This window comes from Streptomyces aurantiaciflavus, from assembly GCF_049808595.1.
Taxonomy (GTDB): Bacteria; Actinomycetota; Actinomycetes; order Streptomycetales; family Streptomycetaceae; genus Streptomyces.
This window is the reverse complement of sequence record NZ_JBNCAQ010000010.1, coordinates 211,404-229,698: the sequence shown is the minus strand read 5'-3', so window position 1 is coordinate 229,698 and position 18,295 is coordinate 211,404. Positions and strand designations below refer to the sequence as shown.

The 18,295-nt window shown below is 73.0% G+C and carries 16 protein-coding genes and 1 tRNA gene; 10 read left to right on the top strand and 7 right to left on the bottom strand.

The annotated features are described in order from the left end of the window. Positions 1 to 188: 188 nt before the first annotated feature. Genes ACPT94_RS14510 through ACPT94_RS14500 form a run of 3 tightly spaced genes read right to left on the bottom strand, consistent with a single transcriptional unit; the run spans position 189 to position 2,715 of the window. Positions 189 to 1,355 (bottom strand): lipid-transfer protein, encoded by a 1,167-nt coding sequence (locus ACPT94_RS14510; RefSeq protein WP_425245985.1) that lies wholly within the window; start codon positions 1,353 to 1,355, stop codon positions 189 to 191. Continuing rightward, on the bottom strand, positions 1,352 to 1,771 hold the full coding sequence (locus ACPT94_RS14505; RefSeq protein ID WP_360348157.1) for a MaoC/PaaZ C-terminal domain-containing protein: 420 nt from the start codon (positions 1,769 to 1,771) through the stop codon (positions 1,352 to 1,354). Before ACPT94_RS14505 ends, ACPT94_RS14510 begins: the two co-directional genes overlap by 4 nt. Beyond that, positions 1,768 to 2,715: a bifunctional MaoC family dehydratase N-terminal/OB-fold nucleic acid binding domain-containing protein gene (locus ACPT94_RS14500; protein WP_425245984.1), complete on the bottom strand. Its 948-nt coding sequence runs from the start codon at positions 2,713 to 2,715 to the stop codon at positions 1,768 to 1,770. Before ACPT94_RS14500 ends, ACPT94_RS14505 begins: the two co-directional genes overlap by 4 nt. Before the next feature lie 189 nt (positions 2,716 to 2,904). Here ACPT94_RS14500 and ACPT94_RS14495 point away from each other — a divergent pair, with 189 nt between their 5' ends. The 3 genes from ACPT94_RS14495 to ACPT94_RS14485 all read left to right on the top strand — a co-directional run bounded on the left by ACPT94_RS14495 (position 2,905) and on the right by ACPT94_RS14485 (position 5,149). Further along, positions 2,905 to 3,282 (top strand): hypothetical protein, encoded by a 378-nt coding sequence (locus ACPT94_RS14495; protein ID WP_425245983.1) that lies wholly within the window; start codon positions 2,905 to 2,907, stop codon positions 3,280 to 3,282. Positions 3,283 to 3,671: 389 nt separating this feature from the next. Continuing rightward, a complete protein-coding gene (locus ACPT94_RS14490) occupies positions 3,672 to 4,550 on the top strand; it encodes a bifunctional DNA primase/polymerase (protein WP_425245982.1) in 879 nt (292 codons plus the stop codon). A gap of 260 nt (positions 4,551 to 4,810) precedes the next feature. Then, positions 4,811 to 5,149 carry a YciI family protein gene (locus tag ACPT94_RS14485; RefSeq protein WP_425245981.1) on the top strand — a complete coding sequence of 113 codons (339 nt, stop codon included), beginning with the start codon at positions 4,811 to 4,813 and terminating at the stop codon, positions 5,147 to 5,149. A gap of 148 nt (positions 5,150 to 5,297) precedes the next feature. Here the strand turns inward: ACPT94_RS14485 and ACPT94_RS14480 are convergent. Further along, positions 5,298 to 5,384: transfer RNA gene (locus ACPT94_RS14480), tRNA-Ser, on the bottom strand. A gap of 125 nt (positions 5,385 to 5,509) precedes the next feature. Next, positions 5,510 to 7,030: a S1C family serine protease gene (locus tag ACPT94_RS14475; RefSeq protein ID WP_425245980.1), complete on the bottom strand. Its 1,521-nt coding sequence runs from the start codon at positions 7,028 to 7,030 to the stop codon at positions 5,510 to 5,512. 302 nt (positions 7,031 to 7,332) lie between these two features. On the opposite strand from ACPT94_RS14475, the gene ACPT94_RS14470 reads away from it, so the two are divergent. From ACPT94_RS14470 to ACPT94_RS14460, 3 genes are all read left to right on the top strand, one after another. Next, positions 7,333 to 8,217, top strand: a complete 885-nt coding sequence (locus ACPT94_RS14470; RefSeq protein ID WP_425245979.1) for a glycerophosphodiester phosphodiesterase — start codon at positions 7,333 to 7,335, stop codon at positions 8,215 to 8,217. Between the two features lie 328 nt (positions 8,218 to 8,545). After that, the gene (locus ACPT94_RS14465; protein WP_360348136.1) at positions 8,546 to 9,097 is read left to right on the top strand and encodes an ATP-binding protein; all 552 of its coding nucleotides are present in this window, start codon (positions 8,546 to 8,548) and stop codon (positions 9,095 to 9,097) included. A 231-nt stretch (positions 9,098 to 9,328) separates the two neighbouring features. Next, positions 9,329 to 10,294 carry a DUF5926 family protein gene (locus ACPT94_RS14460; RefSeq protein WP_360348133.1) on the top strand — a complete coding sequence of 322 codons (966 nt, stop codon included), beginning with the start codon at positions 9,329 to 9,331 and terminating at the stop codon, positions 10,292 to 10,294. Between the two features lie 277 nt (positions 10,295 to 10,571). Here the strand turns inward: ACPT94_RS14460 and ACPT94_RS14455 are convergent, their stop codons facing one another. Both ACPT94_RS14455 and ACPT94_RS14450 read right to left on the bottom strand, forming a co-directional pair. Continuing rightward, a complete protein-coding gene (locus ACPT94_RS14455) occupies positions 10,572 to 11,180 on the bottom strand; it encodes a hypothetical protein (RefSeq protein WP_360348130.1) in 609 nt (202 codons plus the stop codon). A 55-nt stretch (positions 11,181 to 11,235) separates the two neighbouring features. Further along, on the bottom strand, positions 11,236 to 11,901 hold the full coding sequence (locus ACPT94_RS14450; RefSeq protein WP_425245978.1) for a bifunctional DNA primase/polymerase: 666 nt from the start codon (positions 11,899 to 11,901) through the stop codon (positions 11,236 to 11,238). Positions 11,902 to 12,414: 513 nt separating this feature from the next. On the opposite strand from ACPT94_RS14450, the gene ACPT94_RS14445 reads away from it, so the two are divergent. The 4 genes from ACPT94_RS14445 (at position 12,415) to ACPT94_RS14430 (ending at position 18,259) form a co-directional block, all read left to right on the top strand. Beyond that, positions 12,415 to 13,920 carry a PP2C family protein-serine/threonine phosphatase gene (locus ACPT94_RS14445; RefSeq protein ID WP_360348184.1) on the top strand — a complete coding sequence of 502 codons (1,506 nt, stop codon included), beginning with the start codon at positions 12,415 to 12,417 and terminating at the stop codon, positions 13,918 to 13,920. 94 nt (positions 13,921 to 14,014) lie between these two features. Beyond that, positions 14,015 to 15,505: an aminopeptidase P family protein gene (locus ACPT94_RS14440; RefSeq protein WP_360348124.1), complete on the top strand. Its 1,491-nt coding sequence runs from the start codon at positions 14,015 to 14,017 to the stop codon at positions 15,503 to 15,505. 104 nt (positions 15,506 to 15,609) lie between these two features. Beyond that, on the top strand, positions 15,610 to 16,977 hold the full coding sequence (gene pdxR / locus ACPT94_RS14435) for a MocR-like pyridoxine biosynthesis transcription factor PdxR (RefSeq protein ID WP_360348121.1): 1,368 nt from the start codon (positions 15,610 to 15,612) through the stop codon (positions 16,975 to 16,977). Positions 16,978 to 17,044: 67 nt separating this feature from the next. Then, positions 17,045 to 18,259: an MFS transporter gene (locus ACPT94_RS14430; RefSeq protein WP_425245977.1), complete on the top strand. Its 1,215-nt coding sequence runs from the start codon at positions 17,045 to 17,047 to the stop codon at positions 18,257 to 18,259. The last annotated feature ends 36 nt before the right edge of the window (positions 18,260 to 18,295 follow it).

Sequence of the window (18,295 nt, the reverse complement as noted above, 5' to 3'; positions counted from 1 at the left end):
TCCACGCTAGGAGCGGACCCTTGTGCGGCGGATCGGCCGCAGGTGCCGAAGCGGAGTCCGACTCAGGTTGTAGGGGTGGTACTGGCTCCACCTCCTGAAGGTGGACGAGGGGGCGGCGCCTACTGCGGGATCACCCCTGGGGGTCGAACGCCCGTAGTAGGAGCGGACGAGGGGAAAGGGGCCACAGCTCAGCCGTCGGTCACCAGCACCAGCCCCGACGTCGGCACCCCGGTCCCCGCCGTCACCAGTGTCCGGGCCGCGCCCGGCACCTGGTTCACGGACGTGCCCCGCAGCTGCCGTACGGCCTCCGCGATGCCGTTCATGCCATGGAGGTAGGCCTCGCCGAGCTGGCCGCCGTGGGTGTTGAGGGGGAGGCGGTCCTCGGCCACGTAGGCGGCGGCCTCGCCGGGTGGGCAGAAGCCGAACTCCTCTAGTTGCATCAGTACGAAAGGGGTGAAGTGGTCGTACAGGATCCCCACGTCGATGTCGGCGGGGGCGAGTCCGGAGGTCCGCCACAGCTGGCGGGCGACCACGCCCATCTCGGGCAGGCCGGTGAGGTCGTCGCGGTAGAAGCTGGTCATCTGCTCCTGGGCCCGTCCGGCGCCCTGGGCGGCCGCGGCGATGACGGCCGGTGGGTGCGGCAGGTCGCGGGCGCGCTCCACCGAGGTGACGACCAGCGCCTGACCGCCGTCCGTCTCCTGGCAGCAGTCCAGCAGCCGCAGCGGCTCGGCGATCCAGCGGGAGGACGCGTGGTCGGCGAGGGTGATCGGCCGGCCGTGGAAGTACGCCGCCGGGTTGGTCGCCGCGTGCCGGCGTGCCGTGACGGCCACGGGCCCGAACGCCTGTGGGGTCAGCCCGTACGCGTACAGGTACCGCTGCGCCGCCATCGCCACCCAGGAGGCCGGGGTGAGCAGCCCGTAGGGGAGGGTCCAGCCGAGCGCGGTCCCCTCGGCCGAGGGTTCCCGGTGCCGCACGCCCGAGCCGAATCGTCGCCCCGAGCGCTCGTTGAAGGCGCGGTAGCAGACGACGACCTCGGCCACTCCGGTGGCGACGGCGAGCGCCGCCTGCTGGACGGTGGCGCAGGCCGCGCCGCCGCCGTAGTGGACGCGGGAGAAGAAGGACAGCTCGCCCATGCCGCAGGCCTGGGCCACGGTGATCTCCGGGCTGGTGTCCATGGTGAACGTCACCAGCCCGTCCACGTCCCCGGGCCGCAGTCCGGCGTCGTCCAGAGCCGCCCGCACCGCCTCCACCGCCAGCCTCAGCTCACTGCGCCCCGAGTCCTTGGAGAACTCCGTCGCCCCGATCCCGGCGATCGCCGCGCGCCCGCCCAGGGAGTCCCGCGCCCGCACGCTCATCCCTCACCCCCGGCCATCGTCGCGTCCCGCTCCCCTTCCGGGACGGTGACCGTGACCGTGCCGGTGACGTGCCGCCCCCTGCCGTTCTCCCCGAGGACCCGTACGACCGCCGTGTCCCCGTCCACCTTCTCGACCGTGCCCCGCAGCACCATCGTGTCGCCGGGGTGGTTGGGGGCGCCGAGCCGGATGGCGACCTTCCGGAGCACCGCCGTCGGTCCGAAGTGGTCGGTGATGTAGCGGCCGACCAGGCCGTTGGTGGTGAGGATGTTCATGAAGACGTCCGGGGAGCCCTTCGCGCGGGCGGCCTCCGGGTCGTGGTGCACGTCCTGGTAGTCGCGCGAGGCGAGGGCGCCGGCGACGATCAGGGTCCGGGTGACGGGGACCTCCAGCGGCCGCAGCTCCTCCCCGGCTCTCACGCCGCGACCCCCTGGAAGACCGGCAGCACCAACTCCTCGTCGTACCGCCGGAATTCGAGCCGCACCGGCATCCCGACGCGGACCTTGTCGTACGGCACCCCGACGACGTTGCTCACGATCCGCACGCCCTCGGCGAGTTCGATCAGCGCGACCGCGTAGGGGCCCGCCGTGCCGGCGGCGTGATCGGACGCGGTGAAGGCGGGGAAGGGCGGGTGGTGCATCACGACGTACGAGAAGACGGCGCCCTCGCCGCTCGCCTCGACCGTGTCCCACTCCTGTGCGCCGCAGGTGTTGCAGCCGGGCAGCCAGGGGAAGCGGAGCGTGGCGCAGGCGGTGCAGCGCTGGATGAGGAGACGGTGCTCGCGGACGCCCTCCCAGAAGCCGGCGTTGTCACGGTTGATCACCGGGCGGGGGCGGCGCTCCTTCGGTTTCCGGTGCGCGGGCGCGTACTTGAGGATGCGGAAGCGGTGGGTGCCGGCCAGCTCGCCGTCCACGCGCACGTCCGTCCGGGTCGTGACGAAGTACCCGGTGCCCAGCTTGGTCGTCTTGCGCCCCGACACCGACTCGATCACCGAGTCGAAGGCGACCTCGTCGCCGGGCCGCAGGGGACGGACGTACTCCTGCTCGCAGTCGGTGGCGACAACGGCGGTGCAGCCCGCCTCGTCGAGCAGGGCGAGGAGCTCCTCGTAGGCCCGCGTGCGGCTCGTGTGGCCGCCGAGGCCGCCCATCGTCCACGCCTGGAGCATGGTGGGCGGTGCGATGGCGTCGGGTCCGGTGTACGCCGGGTTGGTGTCGCCCATCGCCTCGCACCAGTGCCGGATCATGGGCGCGTTGACCGGGTCCCTGCCGACGCCGGCGACGGCGGCCGGCCGGCCCTCGTAGGCCTTCAGGCGTGCCGCCCACGCGTCGTCCACGGCGGTCTCGGCCACGGCCACATCGTCCACGGCCGTACTCCTTTCGCAGGCCCGTAGGCGGGGGACGGACGGTTTCCGACTGTCCGGGGAACGGTTTCTGACTGTCCGTCAGATACCGGTGACTGTCAAGGTCACCGGGACGGGCCCGCGCACACGGCTGCCGCGCGTATCGACCACGGTCGGTTCCGTCCGGCGGCGCCGCGACCCGCCGGCGCCCGCGTGATGCTCGCGGGCGGGTTCACCGGGGCCGGCGGTCTGTGCCTGGTCGGCCTCGGCCAGGACACGAGCGTGCCGCTGATCCTCCTCGCCCACCTGCTGATCGGCATCGGGTTCGGCTTCGCCAACGCCCCCCTCACCAACACCGCGGTCAGCGGCCTGCCGCCGTCCCGGGCCGGCGTGGCAGGGGCGATCACCTCCACCGCGCGCCAGGTCGGTGCGGCGGTCGGTGGCGCCGTCGCCGGAGGCCTGGTCACGGGCGCCGGCCCCACCGGCCTCGCCGCCGCCTCGCATCCGGGGTGGCTGCTCGTGGCGGCCTGCGGACTGTCCCTCCTCGTCGTGGCGCGCGCCTCACAGCCGACGGCCGCCGCCACCCGCTGACCGCCCCAAGGGGCTTTCCGTTCGACGCCGTCGAGCGGCACGGCCGCCGTCCCGCCACCGCGTCCGGCGGCGCCGCCCGCGTGCTCACGCCTGCCGGCAGCCGCCGACGAGCAGGGCGATCCCGGCGACGACCGCGGGGCCGGACCGGCGAGCCGTCGCCCAGCGGCGCGCCGGGGCCGAGCGGCGGCCGGACGCCGACGCCGGAGCGGGCCCGGCCGCAGATCGGGATCCGGATGCAGCGCAGAGGGGGGCGACGGCCCGAGGCCACCGACCCCTTCCCTTGCCGGAGGCCGCCGACCCCTTCCCTTGCCGGAAGCCGCCGACCTCTTCCTTTGCCGGAGACCGCCCACCCCCTTCCCTTTTTCGAACGTGTGTACGAAAATGAACCCATGGCCACCACCGACCGGTATCCCCGGCAGGCCACCACGCTGGCCCTCGCCCACGCCCTGTCGGCCGCCGAACGCGGCCTGGCCGTCATCCCCCTGTCCCGGACGAAGCTCCCAGCCCTGCGCTCCCCCCACCGCGACGACCCCACCGCCCCGCCCTGCCACGGCGAGTGCGGCCGCCCCGGCCACGGTGTCTACGACGCCTCCACCGACCCGGCACGCATCCGCGAGCTCTTCGCCGCCGCCCCCTGGGCCACCGGCTACGGCATCGCCTGTGGTCTGCCCCCGCACCACCTGATCGGCGTCGACCTGGACACCAAGTCCGGCGCCGACTCCTCGACCGCCCTGCGCGAACTGGCCCTGCGTCACCTGTTCACGATCCCGCCCACCGTCGTCGTCCTCACCCCCTCCGGCGGCCGCCACCTCTGGCTCACCGGCCCACCCGACGTCGTCGTCCCCAACTCGGCCGGCCGCCTCGCCCCCGGCATCGACATCCGCGGCGCCGGCGGTTACCTGGTGGGCCCCGGCTCCCGCACCGACCACGGCGTGTACGCAACGGCCCCCGGCAGCGCCCACCTCGCCCCCGCCCCCTGCCCCCGCGCCCTCCTCCGCCTTCTGCTCCCCCCACCCCGCACACCCCACCTCACGCCCCCCGCGACAGCCGGCGCCCACGGCCGCGGCCTGATCCAGTTCGTCCTCGCCGCCCACGAGGGCCAGCGCAACACCCGACTGTTCTGGGCGGCCTGCCGGGCGTACGAGGACGGAATCGGGCCGGAACTGGCCGACGCCCTGGTCGACGCGGCCGTACGGACGGGGCTGACGGCGCGTGAGGCGCGGTCGACACTGGCGTCGGCGGCGCGGATGACCGGCCACCGCCCCTGAGCCCCGGACCCCGCACAAGGAACGGGCCGTAGGCACGCTGCCCACGGCCCACGGCTACGGCCCTCAGCCACAGCCCGTTCCCCCGCCGGGGACTCAAGGGGCCATGATCACTCGCGCCGAAGCGGCTCCCGGCCGAGGTCGCTCCGCCGACCTCTCGTCGAAGCGGGGCGAGACGACCGATGAGAAGCTGACACGCGGTCCGTCTGAAGGGGAGCGGCGACGAGGCGGCCGGATGGTCGCTGAACAAGGAGGCGAACACGATGGCGCGGTACCTGATCTCGTTCGACGACGGATCGATGAACTTCCCCGAGGAGGACTTCCCGGCGGTCGGCGAGGCATCCCGCCGGGTGGTCCGGGAGGCCAAGGACGCAGGTGTCTGGATCTTCGGCGCGGGAGTGGAGCGTCAGCAGGCGAGCATCGTGGCCACCGACGGCACGGTCACGGACGGACCGTTCCCCGAGACCAAGGCGGTCGTCGGCGGCTTCTCGATCATCGAGGTCCCGTCGCGCGAGGACGCGCTGATGTGGGCTGCGAAGCTCGCCGAGGCGTGCCGGTGCGCACAGGAGGTGCGCGAGATCTTGTACGACCCGGAGAGCTGAGCCACCGATCCGGACCAGAAGGTCGTGCCCCGTCCGTGCCCGACCCGCCGGGGAACCGCGGTGAACAAGGGTGCCGGGCGGGCACCTCGCAATACGGCGGCCCCTGACCAAATGACCTGGTCAGGGGCCGCTTTTACTGCTCATCGCGCGGAGGCGGTGGGATTTGAACCCACGGTGACATCGCTGCCACGACGGTTTTCAAGACCGTTCCCTTCGGCCGCTCGGGCACGCCTCCCCGCGCCGCTGGTGATCGGCGGCGCGGGGACAAGAGTAACGGGTGGGCACGCGCGCGTGGGTGTCAGTTGTGGCTGAACCGGGGAGGTACGCGCGCGTGGGTCGGTGGGTTGCTGGACGACGAGGTCAGCTGTCGCCCTTGCGGGAGCCGAGGGTGAGGTCGACGGTGTGGGTCTTGCCGTCGCGTTCGTAGGTGATGGTGACCTTGTCGCCGGGCTGGTGGGTCCAGATCTCGCCGATGAGGGTGGGGCCGCTGTCGATCACCGTGTCGTCGAGCTTGGTGATGACGTCGCCGGACTTGAGTCCGGCCTTGTCGGCGGGGCCGCCCGACTCGACCGCGGCGGCGCCGCCCTGGCCCTGGTCGGTGATCTTCGCGCCGCCCGTGGAGTCCGCCAGGGAGACGGAGGCGCCGATCTTGGCGTACACCGGCTGGCCGGTCTTGATGAGCTGCTGGGCGACGTACTTGGCCTGGTTGATCGGGATGGCGAAGCCGAGACCGATCGAGCCGGACTGGCTGGTGCCGCCCAGGCCGCCGCTGCCGGTGGACTGGATCGCGGAGTTGATGCCGATGACGTTGCCCTGCGCGTCCAGCAGCGGGCCGCCGGAGTTGCCCGGGTTGATCGAGGCGTCCGTCTGCAGGGCGCTCATGTAGGAGGAGTTGCTGCCGGTGCCGTCGGACGACGCCACCGGGCGGTTCTTCGCGCTGATGATGCCGGTCGTGACCGTGTTGGACAGGCCGAAGGGGGCGCCGATCGCGATCGTCGAGTCGCCGACCGCGACCTTGTCGGAGTCGCCGAGGGTGAGGGGCTTGAGGTCCGAGGGGGCGTTCTTGAGCTTGATGACCGCGACGTCGTAGCCCTGGGCGTGACCGACGACCTCGGCGTCGTACTTCTTGCCGTTCGGGAAGGTGGCCGTGACCTTGCCGCTGTCGACCGCGTCCGCGACGACGTGGTTGTTGGTGACGATGTGGCCCTGGGTGTCGAAGACGAAGCCGGTGCCGGTGCCGCCCTCGCCGTTGCTGGACTCGGCCTCGATGGTGACGGTGCTGGGCAGCGCCTTGGCGGCGACCCCGGCGACGGTGCCCGGGTCGCGCTTGACGGAGCCGCCGCTGTCGGAGGCGGAGACGGTGGTGGAGCCCGTGTCGTCGTTCTTGGCCAGGGTGTAGCCGAGGCCGCCGCCCAGGCCACCGGCGACCAGCGCGGCCACCAGGAGCGCGGCGACGAGTCCGCCGCGGCGGGGCTTGGGGGGCGTGGGCTGCTGGTAGGCGGCGCCCCAGGCGGGCGGTTCACCTCCGGAGTGGCCACCGAAGCCGTCGGCGTACGTCGGGGTGGCCGGCGGGGGCGGGGGCCAGTGGCCCTCGGGCGCGGTGGTGCCGTGCGGGACGCCGCCCTGGGGGGCGGTGGGCGGCGGCCAGTGGCCCTCGGGCGCGCCGCCCGTGGCGTGCGCGGGGGCCGGGGGCGTCGCCGGGAGCGGGGTGGTGGGCGCGCCGGCGTCGGGCGCGGGCGGCTGTGCCTGCGTCTGGGCCGGGGCCTGGGGCTGTGCCTGCGACTGCGGGGAGGCCGAGGGAGATTCCACCGGCACGGGGGGTGCGGACGGGGCCGGGGGAACCGCGGTGCCCTCGTTGGTGCCCTCGTTCTCGGTGCTCACAGCTCTTCTCCTCGATCCACGGCTGTTGTCCTCGGTCGCACTAGGTCACGCTCGTTCACGCTTGTCGTCGACCCGGCGCGCTGCAGCTGTGCATGTGCTTTTTGTACGTCTCAGCTTTTCCCACGGGCCGTCAGAGCACCATAAGCGGTGGCTGTGGGTCCATGGCCATTCTTTATAAGGGATTTTTTATTCAATTCGGGCATTCCCCGAAACATCTCAGAAGGTTCTCAGACGGCCGGTCCGCGACGTCCGTACATCCCTCCGGCCGGACGCGTACCCCGCCTCGGTGGCACCATGACGCGGTGACCCACGCACGGCAACAGCACCCCATTCAAGTCGTCGCCCACCGCGGGGCCTCCGAGGACGCCCCCGAGCACACCCTGGCCGCGTACCGGAAGGCCATCGAGGACGGGGCGGACGCCCTCGAGTGCGATGTACGGCTGACCGCGGACGGCCATCTCGTCTGCGTGCACGACCGCCGCGTCAACCGTACGTCCAACGGCCGTGGAGCCGTCTCCGCCCTCGAGCTCGCCGACCTCGCGGCGCTGGACTTCGGCTCCTGGAAGGCGCGGGACGGGCGGGAGGGCAGGGAGGGGCGGGAGCCGCTGGAGACCCCCGGGACACCGGGGTCCTGGAGCACGCGCGTGGAGGAGCCCGACTGGGTCGTGCGCCCCGAGGACCACGACCACACCTCCGTGCTGACCCTGGAACGGCTGCTGGAACTGGTCGCCGACGCGGGGCGCCGGGTGGAACTGGCCATCGAGACCAAGCACCCCACGCGCTGGGCGGGGCAGGTCGAGGAGCGGCTGCTGCTGCTCCTGAAGCGGTTCGGCGTGGACGCGCCGGCCACCGCCGCCGAGTCCCCGGTGCGCATCATGAGCTTCTCGGCGCGTTCGCTGCATCGCGTGCGTGCCGCCGCGCCGACGCTGCCGACGGTCTATCTGATGCAGTTCGTCTCGCCCCGGCTGCGCGACGGACGGCTGCCCGCGGGTGTGGGCATCGCGGGTCCGTCGATCCGGATCGTGCGCAACCACCCCGCCTATGTGGAGCGGCTGCGGCAGGCCGGCCACCGGGTGCATGTGTGGACCGTGAACGAACCGGAGGACGTGGACCTCTGTGTCGAGCTGGGGATCGACGCCATCATCACCAACCGCCCGCGCGCGGTGCTGCGCCGACTGGGCCGCTGAGTCGCTGAGCTGCTGAGTCGCTGAGCTGCCGAGCCGCTGAGCCGCCGATCCGCCCGAAAAGTGCCCCTTCGCGCCACAGGAAGTCACAGAAGTCCCACAAGCCCCATCCATACCCCTTGACCACACCGTTTTCCCTGCCGCATCCTCCATTCCCAGCCATACCGAAGAAATCCAGCCACACGAAAGCGGTTCCCTCACGGGGAGTGCTCCGGCGCGTTCGCTCCGTATTCGCTCGCTGTGAGTGCGTCACGGCACATGGATTGGCCGGTTTCCGGTACAGGCCAATGGGGCATCCACACCGTGGCGTGGGGCGAAGGAGGTCTCGGGGGTGGCGTTGGTGGTGGCACAGGAGGTGCCCGCGTCGTCGAGCATGGCCGTACCCCATGGCCCTGCGGGCGTGGGGAAGGCGAGACACCGCATGCGCGATCAGCTGCGCAGCGGCGGGGTCTCGGAAGCGGTCATCGACGATGCCGTACTGATCCTGTCGGAACTTCTGAGCAACGCGTGCAAGCACGGCCGGCCCCTGGGCGACGCCCTCGCCGGGGACGGCGACGTACGGGCGGCGTGGCGCGTCGACCCCGGTGGCCGGCTGGTCGTCGAGGTGACCGACGGCGGCGGCCCGACCCGCCCGGCCCCGGCCACACCCTCGGTCACCGCGCACGGCGGCCGCGGACTCAACATCATCACGGCGCTCGCCGACGACTGGGGTGTGCGGGACGACGCCCGCGGCGAGGTCACGGTGTGGGTCGTCGTCCACGAGGACGTGTACGACCCCGACGCCGCGAGCCGGCGCGACGACTTCGCCTCCCGGGTCGGCGCCCCGCCGGTGTCGTCGATCCCCGGCATGGACTTCGCGGACGCGTTCGACGACCTGGACTAGAGGACCCGGAGCGGGGACCCTTGACTGAGGCCCCGGGAGTGAGGCCCCGGGAGTGAGGGCCGGGAGTGACGTGGTGGTCCGCGCCCGTCCCCTTCCGTCTCCCTTCCCTCCCCCTTCCTGGTCCTTCCGTCGTCCACATGCCCGTCCGTTGTCCACAGGTTCCCGTGACTGCCCGTGCGAACGGCTAGGCTCCCGCCCGTACCAGACGAGCCGTACCCGGGAGACACCCAGATGGCCAAGAAGCGACCCCAGACGAAGGCCAAGCGGCCGCAGCCCACCGAGGGACAGATCCCCGTCGTGGGTGCCCGGGAGCCCTGCCCCTGCGGCAGCGGCCGCCGCTACAAGGCCTGTCACGGCCGGGCCGCCGCGCACGCCGTGACCGAGCTGGTGCACCGCCCCTTCGAGGGCCTGCCCGGTGAGTGCGACTGGGTGGCGCTGCGCGAGCTGGTCCCGGCGGCCACGGTCGAGCTGACGCTCAGGGACGGCCTGCCCGAGGGTGTCCCCTCGGTCACGCTCGCCACGGTCCTGCCGATGGCCTGGCCGGCCCTGCGCCGCGACGACGGTTCGGTCCTGCTCGGTCTGCAGAACGACACGGCGTCGGGCGACATCAGCCGCGATCTCGCCGACACCCTCCAGCGCGCCCTGGAGGCGCAGCCCGGCACGCCGGTCCAGGGCCGTCGCGCCCCGGCCGACGGTCCGCGGATGCAGGATCTGCTCGACCCCGAAGGCGCCTTCGAGCCAGTTGTGCACAGCGGCTTCGAGTTCTGGGTGCCGGACCCGGAGAACGCCACGCCGGAGGTGGCCGCCTCCCTGGAGCGGGCCAACGCGGCGGCGATCCCGACCGTGAAGCTGACCGGCGTGGACTCGGCGTACTGGTGCGAGACGCCGGAGAAGAACCACCTGCGCTGGGTCATGCCGCACCCGGAGGAGCAGCTTCTGGACGCCCTCGCGCGACTGCACGCGGCGGGCCGTTCGAGCCTGGGCGAGGGCACCCGGCTGGTGGGCTCCTTCCGGGCGCACGGCCTGACGGTGCCGGTCTGGGACCTGCCGAGCGAGGTCTCCGCGGAGGACGTGGAGAAGCCGGCCGCCGAGTTCGCCGAGCGTCTCGCCGCCGCCCTGGCCTCGGACGAACCGCTCACCGCCGAGGAGCGACGGGCCCGCGGCGGCCTCACCAACCGACAGGTGACGCTCAGCTGACGCCACAGGTCCGGACCCCGGCCCCACTGACCGGCCGGTCAGCACCCTGATACCGGCGGGAGGCGTGACGCCGCTCACAACTCCCGTCGGCAGAAGGTGAGTCGGCGTCAGAAGCGGGCGTCTTCCGGTGTCCGGAAAGCCCATGGGGACCGGAGATCGAATTTGCTTGGAGCCGATCTCTTGTTACCGTTCCAGTAGCCCGGTTGCTGGTGCATCCCCCGTCGCCAGCAACCGGGTCTTTCCATGCCGGGCTCCGTTCACGCTTGGGCGTCGGACGTCAACTGCCGGTATTCGCCGTGGAGTTGCTCCCGGAGCGCAAAAGCTGTCCCTCGCCGCCCGCCCAGGTGAACTCCGCGACCGCCGTGTACGCGGCCGGCTCGCCCCGGCCGGACTCACGGGACGTCTCACAGACGCCGGGCTCGTCGTCGGCGCCCACCGCGCAGCGCATCCGCACCGTGCGCCCGTCTGGCCCCATGAGGCTCAGCACGGCGTCCAGGGCGCGGCCGGTGGCGTTGCGGTAGTAGGTGCGCGCCCAGGTCTCCTCGCCCTGCGTCAGGACACAGGTCTGGGCCTCGACGCCGTCGGGGGAGGCGAGTTCGGGACCGCAGCGGGCGGCGGTGGCGAGGCCGAGCCGCAGCGGGGAACGGGAGGGTTCGGCGGAGGGCGCCTTGGCGTCCGTACCGTCATCGCCCGCGAACAGCGTCCGCACGGCGGACCCCGCCGTCGCGCGCCCTTCGCCGCCGAGGAACCCGGCGGACACCATGACCAGAGGCAGTACGATCGCGGCCACCACGGCGCCCCCGAGGGCGAGGAGGCCGGCCCATCGGGGGCCTGGCCCGCCGTGAAGTCGCCATCGGGTGCCGTGGTCCGCGGAGTGTCGCTGCATGGACCGGAAGATAAGGGGCGAAACCGGCACACCGCCCGGCTTGCGCCCGACACCCTTACAACTCGGGTGCGCTCACGCCCGTCCGGGTGAGGGCGTCCACGACCGCGTCCACCACGGCCTCCACGTCGGGCACCCAGGGCGCGGCCGAACCGGGCAGCGGAGCCCGCTCCCAGCGGATCTCCCCCTGGCCGGTCTCCGACGGAGGCAGGGCGAGATAACCGCCCTCGCCGTGGAACCGCAGGGAGCCGGGCACGAAGTCCTTGGCGTAGAGCAGCTCGCCCAACTGCTCCATGGAGTACGGCCGGACGAGGATCGCCCACCGGGTGGGCGAGGCGACGACCGGACCGAGACGCATGCCCTGCCGGTCCAGCGCCACGAGCGCGCGGGAGGCCGCGAGGGCGGGCAGGCTGACCGCGCAGGGCGCCTTGCCTCCGGTGGCCAGGACGATGGGGGCCGTCGGCCGGTTGGTCCACCACCAGCGCACCATGCGCGGGTCGGCGGTGGCCGCGAGAAGGCCGGGGTCGAAGGGATGAGCGCCGGGCACCGAGCACTCCGGGTCGGGGCAGCCGCAGCGGGAACACGCCTGCGGGTCCGCTGTCACGCCCGGGAGTACGGGCCACTGCCATTCCGTCGCGAAGGTCAGGGCCGCGTCGATCAACTCAGGCCCCCCGTCGCTGCGCTGGGACAGGAGCCTGCGTCGCCTTCCGAGGATCTCGCGCATGAGCGCTCGTTCCTTTCCGTTGCACCGCTGGCAACACCGTGGGTCACATCACACCATGTGTCGATCACTTCACTGTGCGTACCTGTTGGCGCATCACACCCCTGTCGCAGACAAGGGGAACCCCTGGGGTTCGATCGTTGGCTGCTTCCGCGGCCACTCCGTCCATACTGCGCCCACCTCGAGCATGGGCATGGCGTGGGGTGGCGAAGTATGGCGTTTCCGCCGTGCGCGTATTTCTCTCCGCCGCCGCCACGGGAGGATGGGGCACGGTCATCGGTGGCTAAGACGCCCGGGCCGGTCACCAGGTTCCGGGTGGCTCCCGACGACCCCTGGTCCTTACCGAGTACGTACCCATCACGACCGCTGTGACGCTCCGTGGAGCAAGCCCAGTCGACCGCAATCACCCGTTACCCGAGGCAGTTTTAAGCCAACTTTGCTGTTTGGCAAGGGAGCCGAAGCAACGTGCGCGACAACCCCACTGGCCCCACGGACACCAGCGATACCCGCAGGACAATGCTGGACATCCCCTCACGAGTGCGTGTACATGTGGAGACACTGCTAGCGGCGCAGAATGACATGGGGGTTTGCGATGCTTTTGCGCACTATGCACCGGTCCGAGAGCCGGACGCCATGAACGCCCCTCACCCTCCGAAAGTGGCTGGAATCGATTCAACGGTTCCCTCGCCCGCACACACTGTCGCGCCCGCGCCCGCCGCCCCGGCCGCCCCACCGGTCCCCCCCGCCGCGGGAGCCCTCCTCCAGGACCGTCTCGCCGGCTGGGTCTCCGACCTCACCACCCTGCACGAACTCACCGAACGCCTGGCCCGGACGGCCACCCTTGCCGACGCCCTCCAGGAACTGCTGCGCGCCGGAGCCGCCCTCGTCGGCGCCCGGCGCGGTCTCGTCGTCCTGGAGCCCGCCGACGGACTCGGACCGGACACCACCATCGGCCTCGGTCTCGGCCGCGCCGATCTCGGTCACATCGAGACCGTCCCGCGCAGCTCCCTGTCGTACGGCCGCATCCTCGACGGACTGCCCGGCGGGGACCGCGCGATCGCCCAGCCCGACCTGTTCGCCGAGGACGGCCTCGACCCCCGCCACCGCGAGGTCGCCGCCCGCCTCGGCTACGCCGCCAGCTACGCCCTGCCGCTCGCCGGCGAGGGCGCGGGCCGTCTGGGCGCCGCCGTCTGGCTCTACGACGAGCCCGCCGAGCCGGTCGAACGCCAGCGCCACCTGGTCGGCCTGTACGTCCGCTACGCCGCCGAACACCTCGCCCGCCTCCTCGACGTCGAGCGCACACGCGCGTGCATGACGACGATGGCCGAGGAACTGCTGCCCTCCCGCCTGCCGAGGACGGCCGGTGTCCAGCTCGCCGCCCGGCACCGCACCGGTCCGCACGGGGGCGGCGACTGGTACGACGCGCTGCCGCTGCCGGACGCGGCCCTGGGGCTCGCCGTCGGCTCGGTCACCGGCTCCGGACCGAGCGCGGTCGCCGCGATGGGCCGGCTGCGCGCCTCCCTGCGGGCGTACGCCGTGATGGAGGGGGAGGACCCCGTCGCCGTCCTCTCCGACCTGGAGCTGCTGCTGCGGCTGACCGAGCCCGCCCGCTCCGCCACCGCCCTGTTCGCCTACTGCGAGCCCGAGCTGCGCAAGATCACCCTGGCCGGTGCCGGCCACTGCCCGCCGCTGCTGGTCGGCGCGCGGCGCACGGAGTTCGTCGAGACCTCGGTGTCCGCGCCGCTGGGCATGCTCGCCTGCTGGGAGGCGCCGAGCGTGGAGCTGGAGACGGAGCCCGGCGAGACGGTCCTGCTCTACACCGACGGGCTGCTGCACCGCACCGGCGACCGCGTCGACCGCGCCTTCGCCCGGTTGCAGGCGGCCGCCGCCGGCGTGCCCCGGGCGCTGCGGCAGGACCCCGCCGCGATCGCCGACCATGTGCTGCGGACGATGCTGCCGCAGGAGCAGGACGCGTCGGGCGGCACGGAGGACGTGGTGCTGCTGGCGGCCCGTTTCGAGTAGCCGGGCGTTCAGGCGGCGGTAAGTGGTCCTTCGGCCCTGGGCCCCCTTCTGTACGACCGTACGATGGACGGGGTCCAGTGCCGTACCTAGGAGGATGACCGTGGCGGAAGAGCTCCCGGACTCTGTTGATTTTGCTGCTACCGCAGCGGGGCCGGAGACCGCTGAAGAAGAGCCGATCGAGCAGCGCAAGAACGGCCTGTACCCGGGCGTGTCCGACGAGCTCGCCGAGAACATGAAGTCCGGCTGGGCCGACACGGAGCTGCACGACCTGCAGCCGATCGCCCAGGCCGCCGAGACCGCCGCCCGCCGGGCCGCGCTCTCCGCGCGCTTCCCCGGCGAGCGCCTGGTGGTCCCGGCGGGCAACCTGAAGACGCGCTCGAACGACACCGAGTACGCCTTCCGCGCGTCCGTCGAGTACGCCTACCTCACCGGCAACCAGACCGAGGACGGCGTCCTCGTGCTGGAGCCCGAGGGTGACGGCCATGCCGCGACGATCTACCTGCTGCCGCGCTCCGACCGGGAGAACGGCGAGTTCTGGCTCTCCGGCCAGGGCGAGCTGTGGGTCGGCCGCCGCCACTCCCTCACCGAGGCGGAGCAGCTGTACGGCATCCCCGCCGCGGACGTGCGCGAGCTGGCCGACAAGCTGCGGGAGGCGACCGGCCCGGTACGGGTCGTGCGCGGATACGACGCCGGCATCGAGGCCGCGCTGACCGACAAGGTCACCGCCGAGCGGGACGAGGAGCTGCGGGTCTTCCTCTCCGAGGCGCGGCTGGTCAAGGACGACTTCGAGATCGGCGAGCTGCAGAAGGCGGTCGACTCGACCGTGCGCGGCTTCGAGGACGTCGTCCGCGTCCTCGACAAGGCCGAGGCCACCTCGGAGCGGTACATCGAGGGCACGTTCTTCCTCCGCGCGCGCGTGGAGGGCAACGACGTCGGCTACGGCACGATCGCCGCGGCCGGGCCGCACGCCTGCACGCTGCACTGGGTGCGCAACGACGGGCCCGTGCGCCCGGGTGAGCTGCTGCTGCTCGACGCGGGCGTCGAGACGCACACGTACTACACCGCCGACGTCACGCGGACGCTGCCGATCAACGGGCGGTTCAGCGAGCTCCAGAAGAAGATCTACGACGCCGTGTACGACGCCCAGGAGGCCGGGATCGCGGCGGTGCGGCCCGGCGCGAAGTACCGGGACTTCCATGACGCGGCCCAGCGGGTGCTGGCCGAGCGGCTCGTGGAGTGGGGGCTCGTCGAGGGGCCCGTGGAGCGGGTCCTGGAGCTCGGTCTGCAGCGGCGCTGGACGCTGCACGGCACCGGGCACATGCTCGGCATGGACGTCCACGACTGCGCCGCCGCGCGAGTGGAGGCGTACGTCGACGGGACGCTGGAGCCGGGGATGGTGCTCACGGTCGAGCCCGGACTGTACTTCCAGGCCGACGACCTGACCGTGCCGGAGGAGTACCGGGGGATCGGCGTGCGGATCGAGGACGACATCCTGGTGACCGAGGACGGGAACCGGAACCTGTCCGACGGACTGCCGCGGCGGTCGGACGAGGTCGAGTCCTGGATGGCCTCGCTCAAGGGCTGATACGGAGTCGATGGCCGGGTACCGGTGAGGTGCCCGGCCATCGCCGTGCCCGGATCGCGCACGGAGCACGTACCTACGGATCACGTACCTGGGGGAGGGACTGCGTGGACGACTTCTGGTCCGGCGTCGGAGTCGATCTGCACCTGGAGCCCGACGGCGGCGAGGGGCGGCGGGCCGGGCTCGAGCGGGCCCTGCGGGACGCCGTGCGGGACGGCCGGCTGGCGCCCGGGACCCGGTTGCCGGCCACCCGGCGGCTCGCGGCCGAGGTGGGGATCTCGCGCAACACCGTGAAGGCCGCGTACGACCAGCTCGTCGCCGAGGGGTACCTGACGGCCCGGCAGGGCTCGGGCACCCGGGTCGCCTCGCTGCCCTCCGTCGCAGCGGAACCCCCGGAGGCCGCCGCACGCGCGCGTGAGCCGCGTTTCGACCTGCGGCCCGGCAGCCCCGACGTCGGGGCGTTCCCGGCGGCGGCCTGGCTGCGGGCGCTGCGCCGCGCCATCGCCACGGCGCCCTCGTTGGCGTACGACTACGGGGATCCGCGGGGGCGCGTGGAACTGCGGACGGCGCTGTCGGAGTATCTGGGGCGTGCGCGGGGGGTCATCGCGCCGCCCGAGCGGATCGTGATCACCTCCGGGTACGTGCAGGGGCTCGCGCTGCTCACGCGCGTGCTGGACGGCGCGCGGGTGGGCATGGAGGATCCCGGGCTGCCGTTCCACCGGGAGGTCGTACGGCGGGGCGGCGGGGAGGTGGTGCCGGTGCCGGTCGACGAGCGGGGGCTGCGCGCACAGGAGCTGGGGGACGTCGGGGCCGTGGTGGTCACACCCGCGCACCAGTACCCGACCGGCGTGACGCTGCACCCGGAGCGGCGGCGGGCGCTGACGGACTGGGCACGCGCGCGTGGCGGGCTGATCGTCGAGGACGACTACGACGGGGAGTTCCGCTACGACCGGCAGCCCGTCGGCGCGCTCCAGGGGATGGCGCCGGGGGAGGTCGTCTATCTGGGCACCGCCTCCAAGACGCTCGGGCCCGCGCTGCGGCTCGGCTGGATGGTGCTGCCGCCGCATCTGGTCGACGCGGTGGCCGACGCCAAGCTGCACAGCGACCACCACACCGAGTCCATCGGCCAGCTCGCGCTCACCGAACTGATCGACAGCCACGCCTACGACCGTCATGTGCGCGCGTGCCGGCTGCGGTACCGGCGCCGCCGGGACCTGCTGGTGGACCGGCTGGGCGCGCGCCGGGGCGTGCGCGGGATCGCGGCCGGGCTGCACGCGCTGGTGGAGGTCGGCGACGAGGAGGAGGTGCTGGCGCGCGCGGAGGCCGAGGGCCTGGCGGTCGGCCGGCTCGGCGAGCACTGGCACGCGCCCGGCGCGGGGCGCCCGCAAGGGCTCGTGGTGGGCTACGGGACGCCCCGGGAGCGGGTGTATCCGGAGGCGCTGGAGGTGCTGGCGAAGGTGCTGGACGGGGGCTGATTGGGCCACTGAGGTGGCGGGTGATTGGTGCTGTCGGGAGGCCCACTCCCTCTCTAGCCTCATGGACATGACGAAGACGCCCCCGCAGCGGCTCCTCGCCCTGGCCCAGTTGAGCAACTCGGTCGGCGACGGCGCGTACTACACGACGTCGGCCCTGTACTTCACCCAGGTCGCCGGTCTCGCTCCCGCGCGCGTGGGGCTCGGGCTGACCCTGGGGTGGGCGGTCGGCTCGCTGGCCGGAGTCCCGCTCGGGCGGCTCGCGGACCGGCGGGGGCCGCGCGGTACGGCGGTGCTGCTGGCGCTGACGACCGGGCTCGCGGTGGCGTCGTTCACGCTCGTGCGCGGGTTCGTGCCGTTCGTCCTGGTCGCGTGCGCCTACGCGGCCGGGCAGTCGGGGCTCGCGGCGGCACGGCAGGCGCTGCTGGCCGGGCTGGCGCCCGCCGGGGAGCGGACCGGGCTGCTGGCACGGTTGCAGGCGACGCTCAACGCCGGACTGGCGTTGGGGGCCGGGCTCGGCGGGCTCGCGCTGCACGCCGGGACCCCGGCGGCGTATCTCACGGTGTTCGTGGTGGACTCGGTGAGCTTCCTGCTGTGCGCGCTGCTGCTCCTCGGGCTGCCCCGGGTGGCACCGGCGCGGGTGCGTCCCCGGGGCGGCCCAGGCGTCCTGCGGGACCGGCCGTACGCGCTCGTCGCGCTGCTCAACACCGTTCTCCTGCTGCGGCTGCCGCTGCTCAGCCTCGTCCTGCCGCTGTGGATCACGTCGCGGACCGGGGCGCCGGCGTGGCTGGTCTCCGCACTGTTCGTGCTCAACACCGCCGCCGTGACGGTCTTCCAGGTGCGGGCCGCGCGCGGGGTCACGGGGCCGGCGAGTGCCGTGCGCGCACTGCGCCGCGCGGGGTGGGTGATGTGCGCCGCGTGCGCCGCGTTCGCGCTGTCCGCGGGCGCCTCCCCCTGGGTGGCGGCGGGCGTCCTGGTGCTGGGGGCGGTGCTGCAGGTCGCGGCGGAGATGGGGCAGTCGGCCGGCTCCTGGCAGCTGTCCTTCGACCTGGCCCCGGCCGACCGCGTCGGCGAGTACCAGGGCTTCTTCGGCACAGGCGTCACGGTCGCCCGCACCCTGGGCCCCCTGCTCCTGACCTGGCTCCTGGTGGAGTGGGGCACACCGGGCTGGCTGCTCCTGGGCGCGATGACGGTGACGGCGTCCTACGCGCTGGGTCCGGCGACACGGTGGGCGGCCCGAGGGCGAGTGGACGAGGAGGTGGCGCAGCCTGTCGGGGCGAGCTGAACGGCACTGCGCCGCGGTGCGACGCGCGCGTGGACG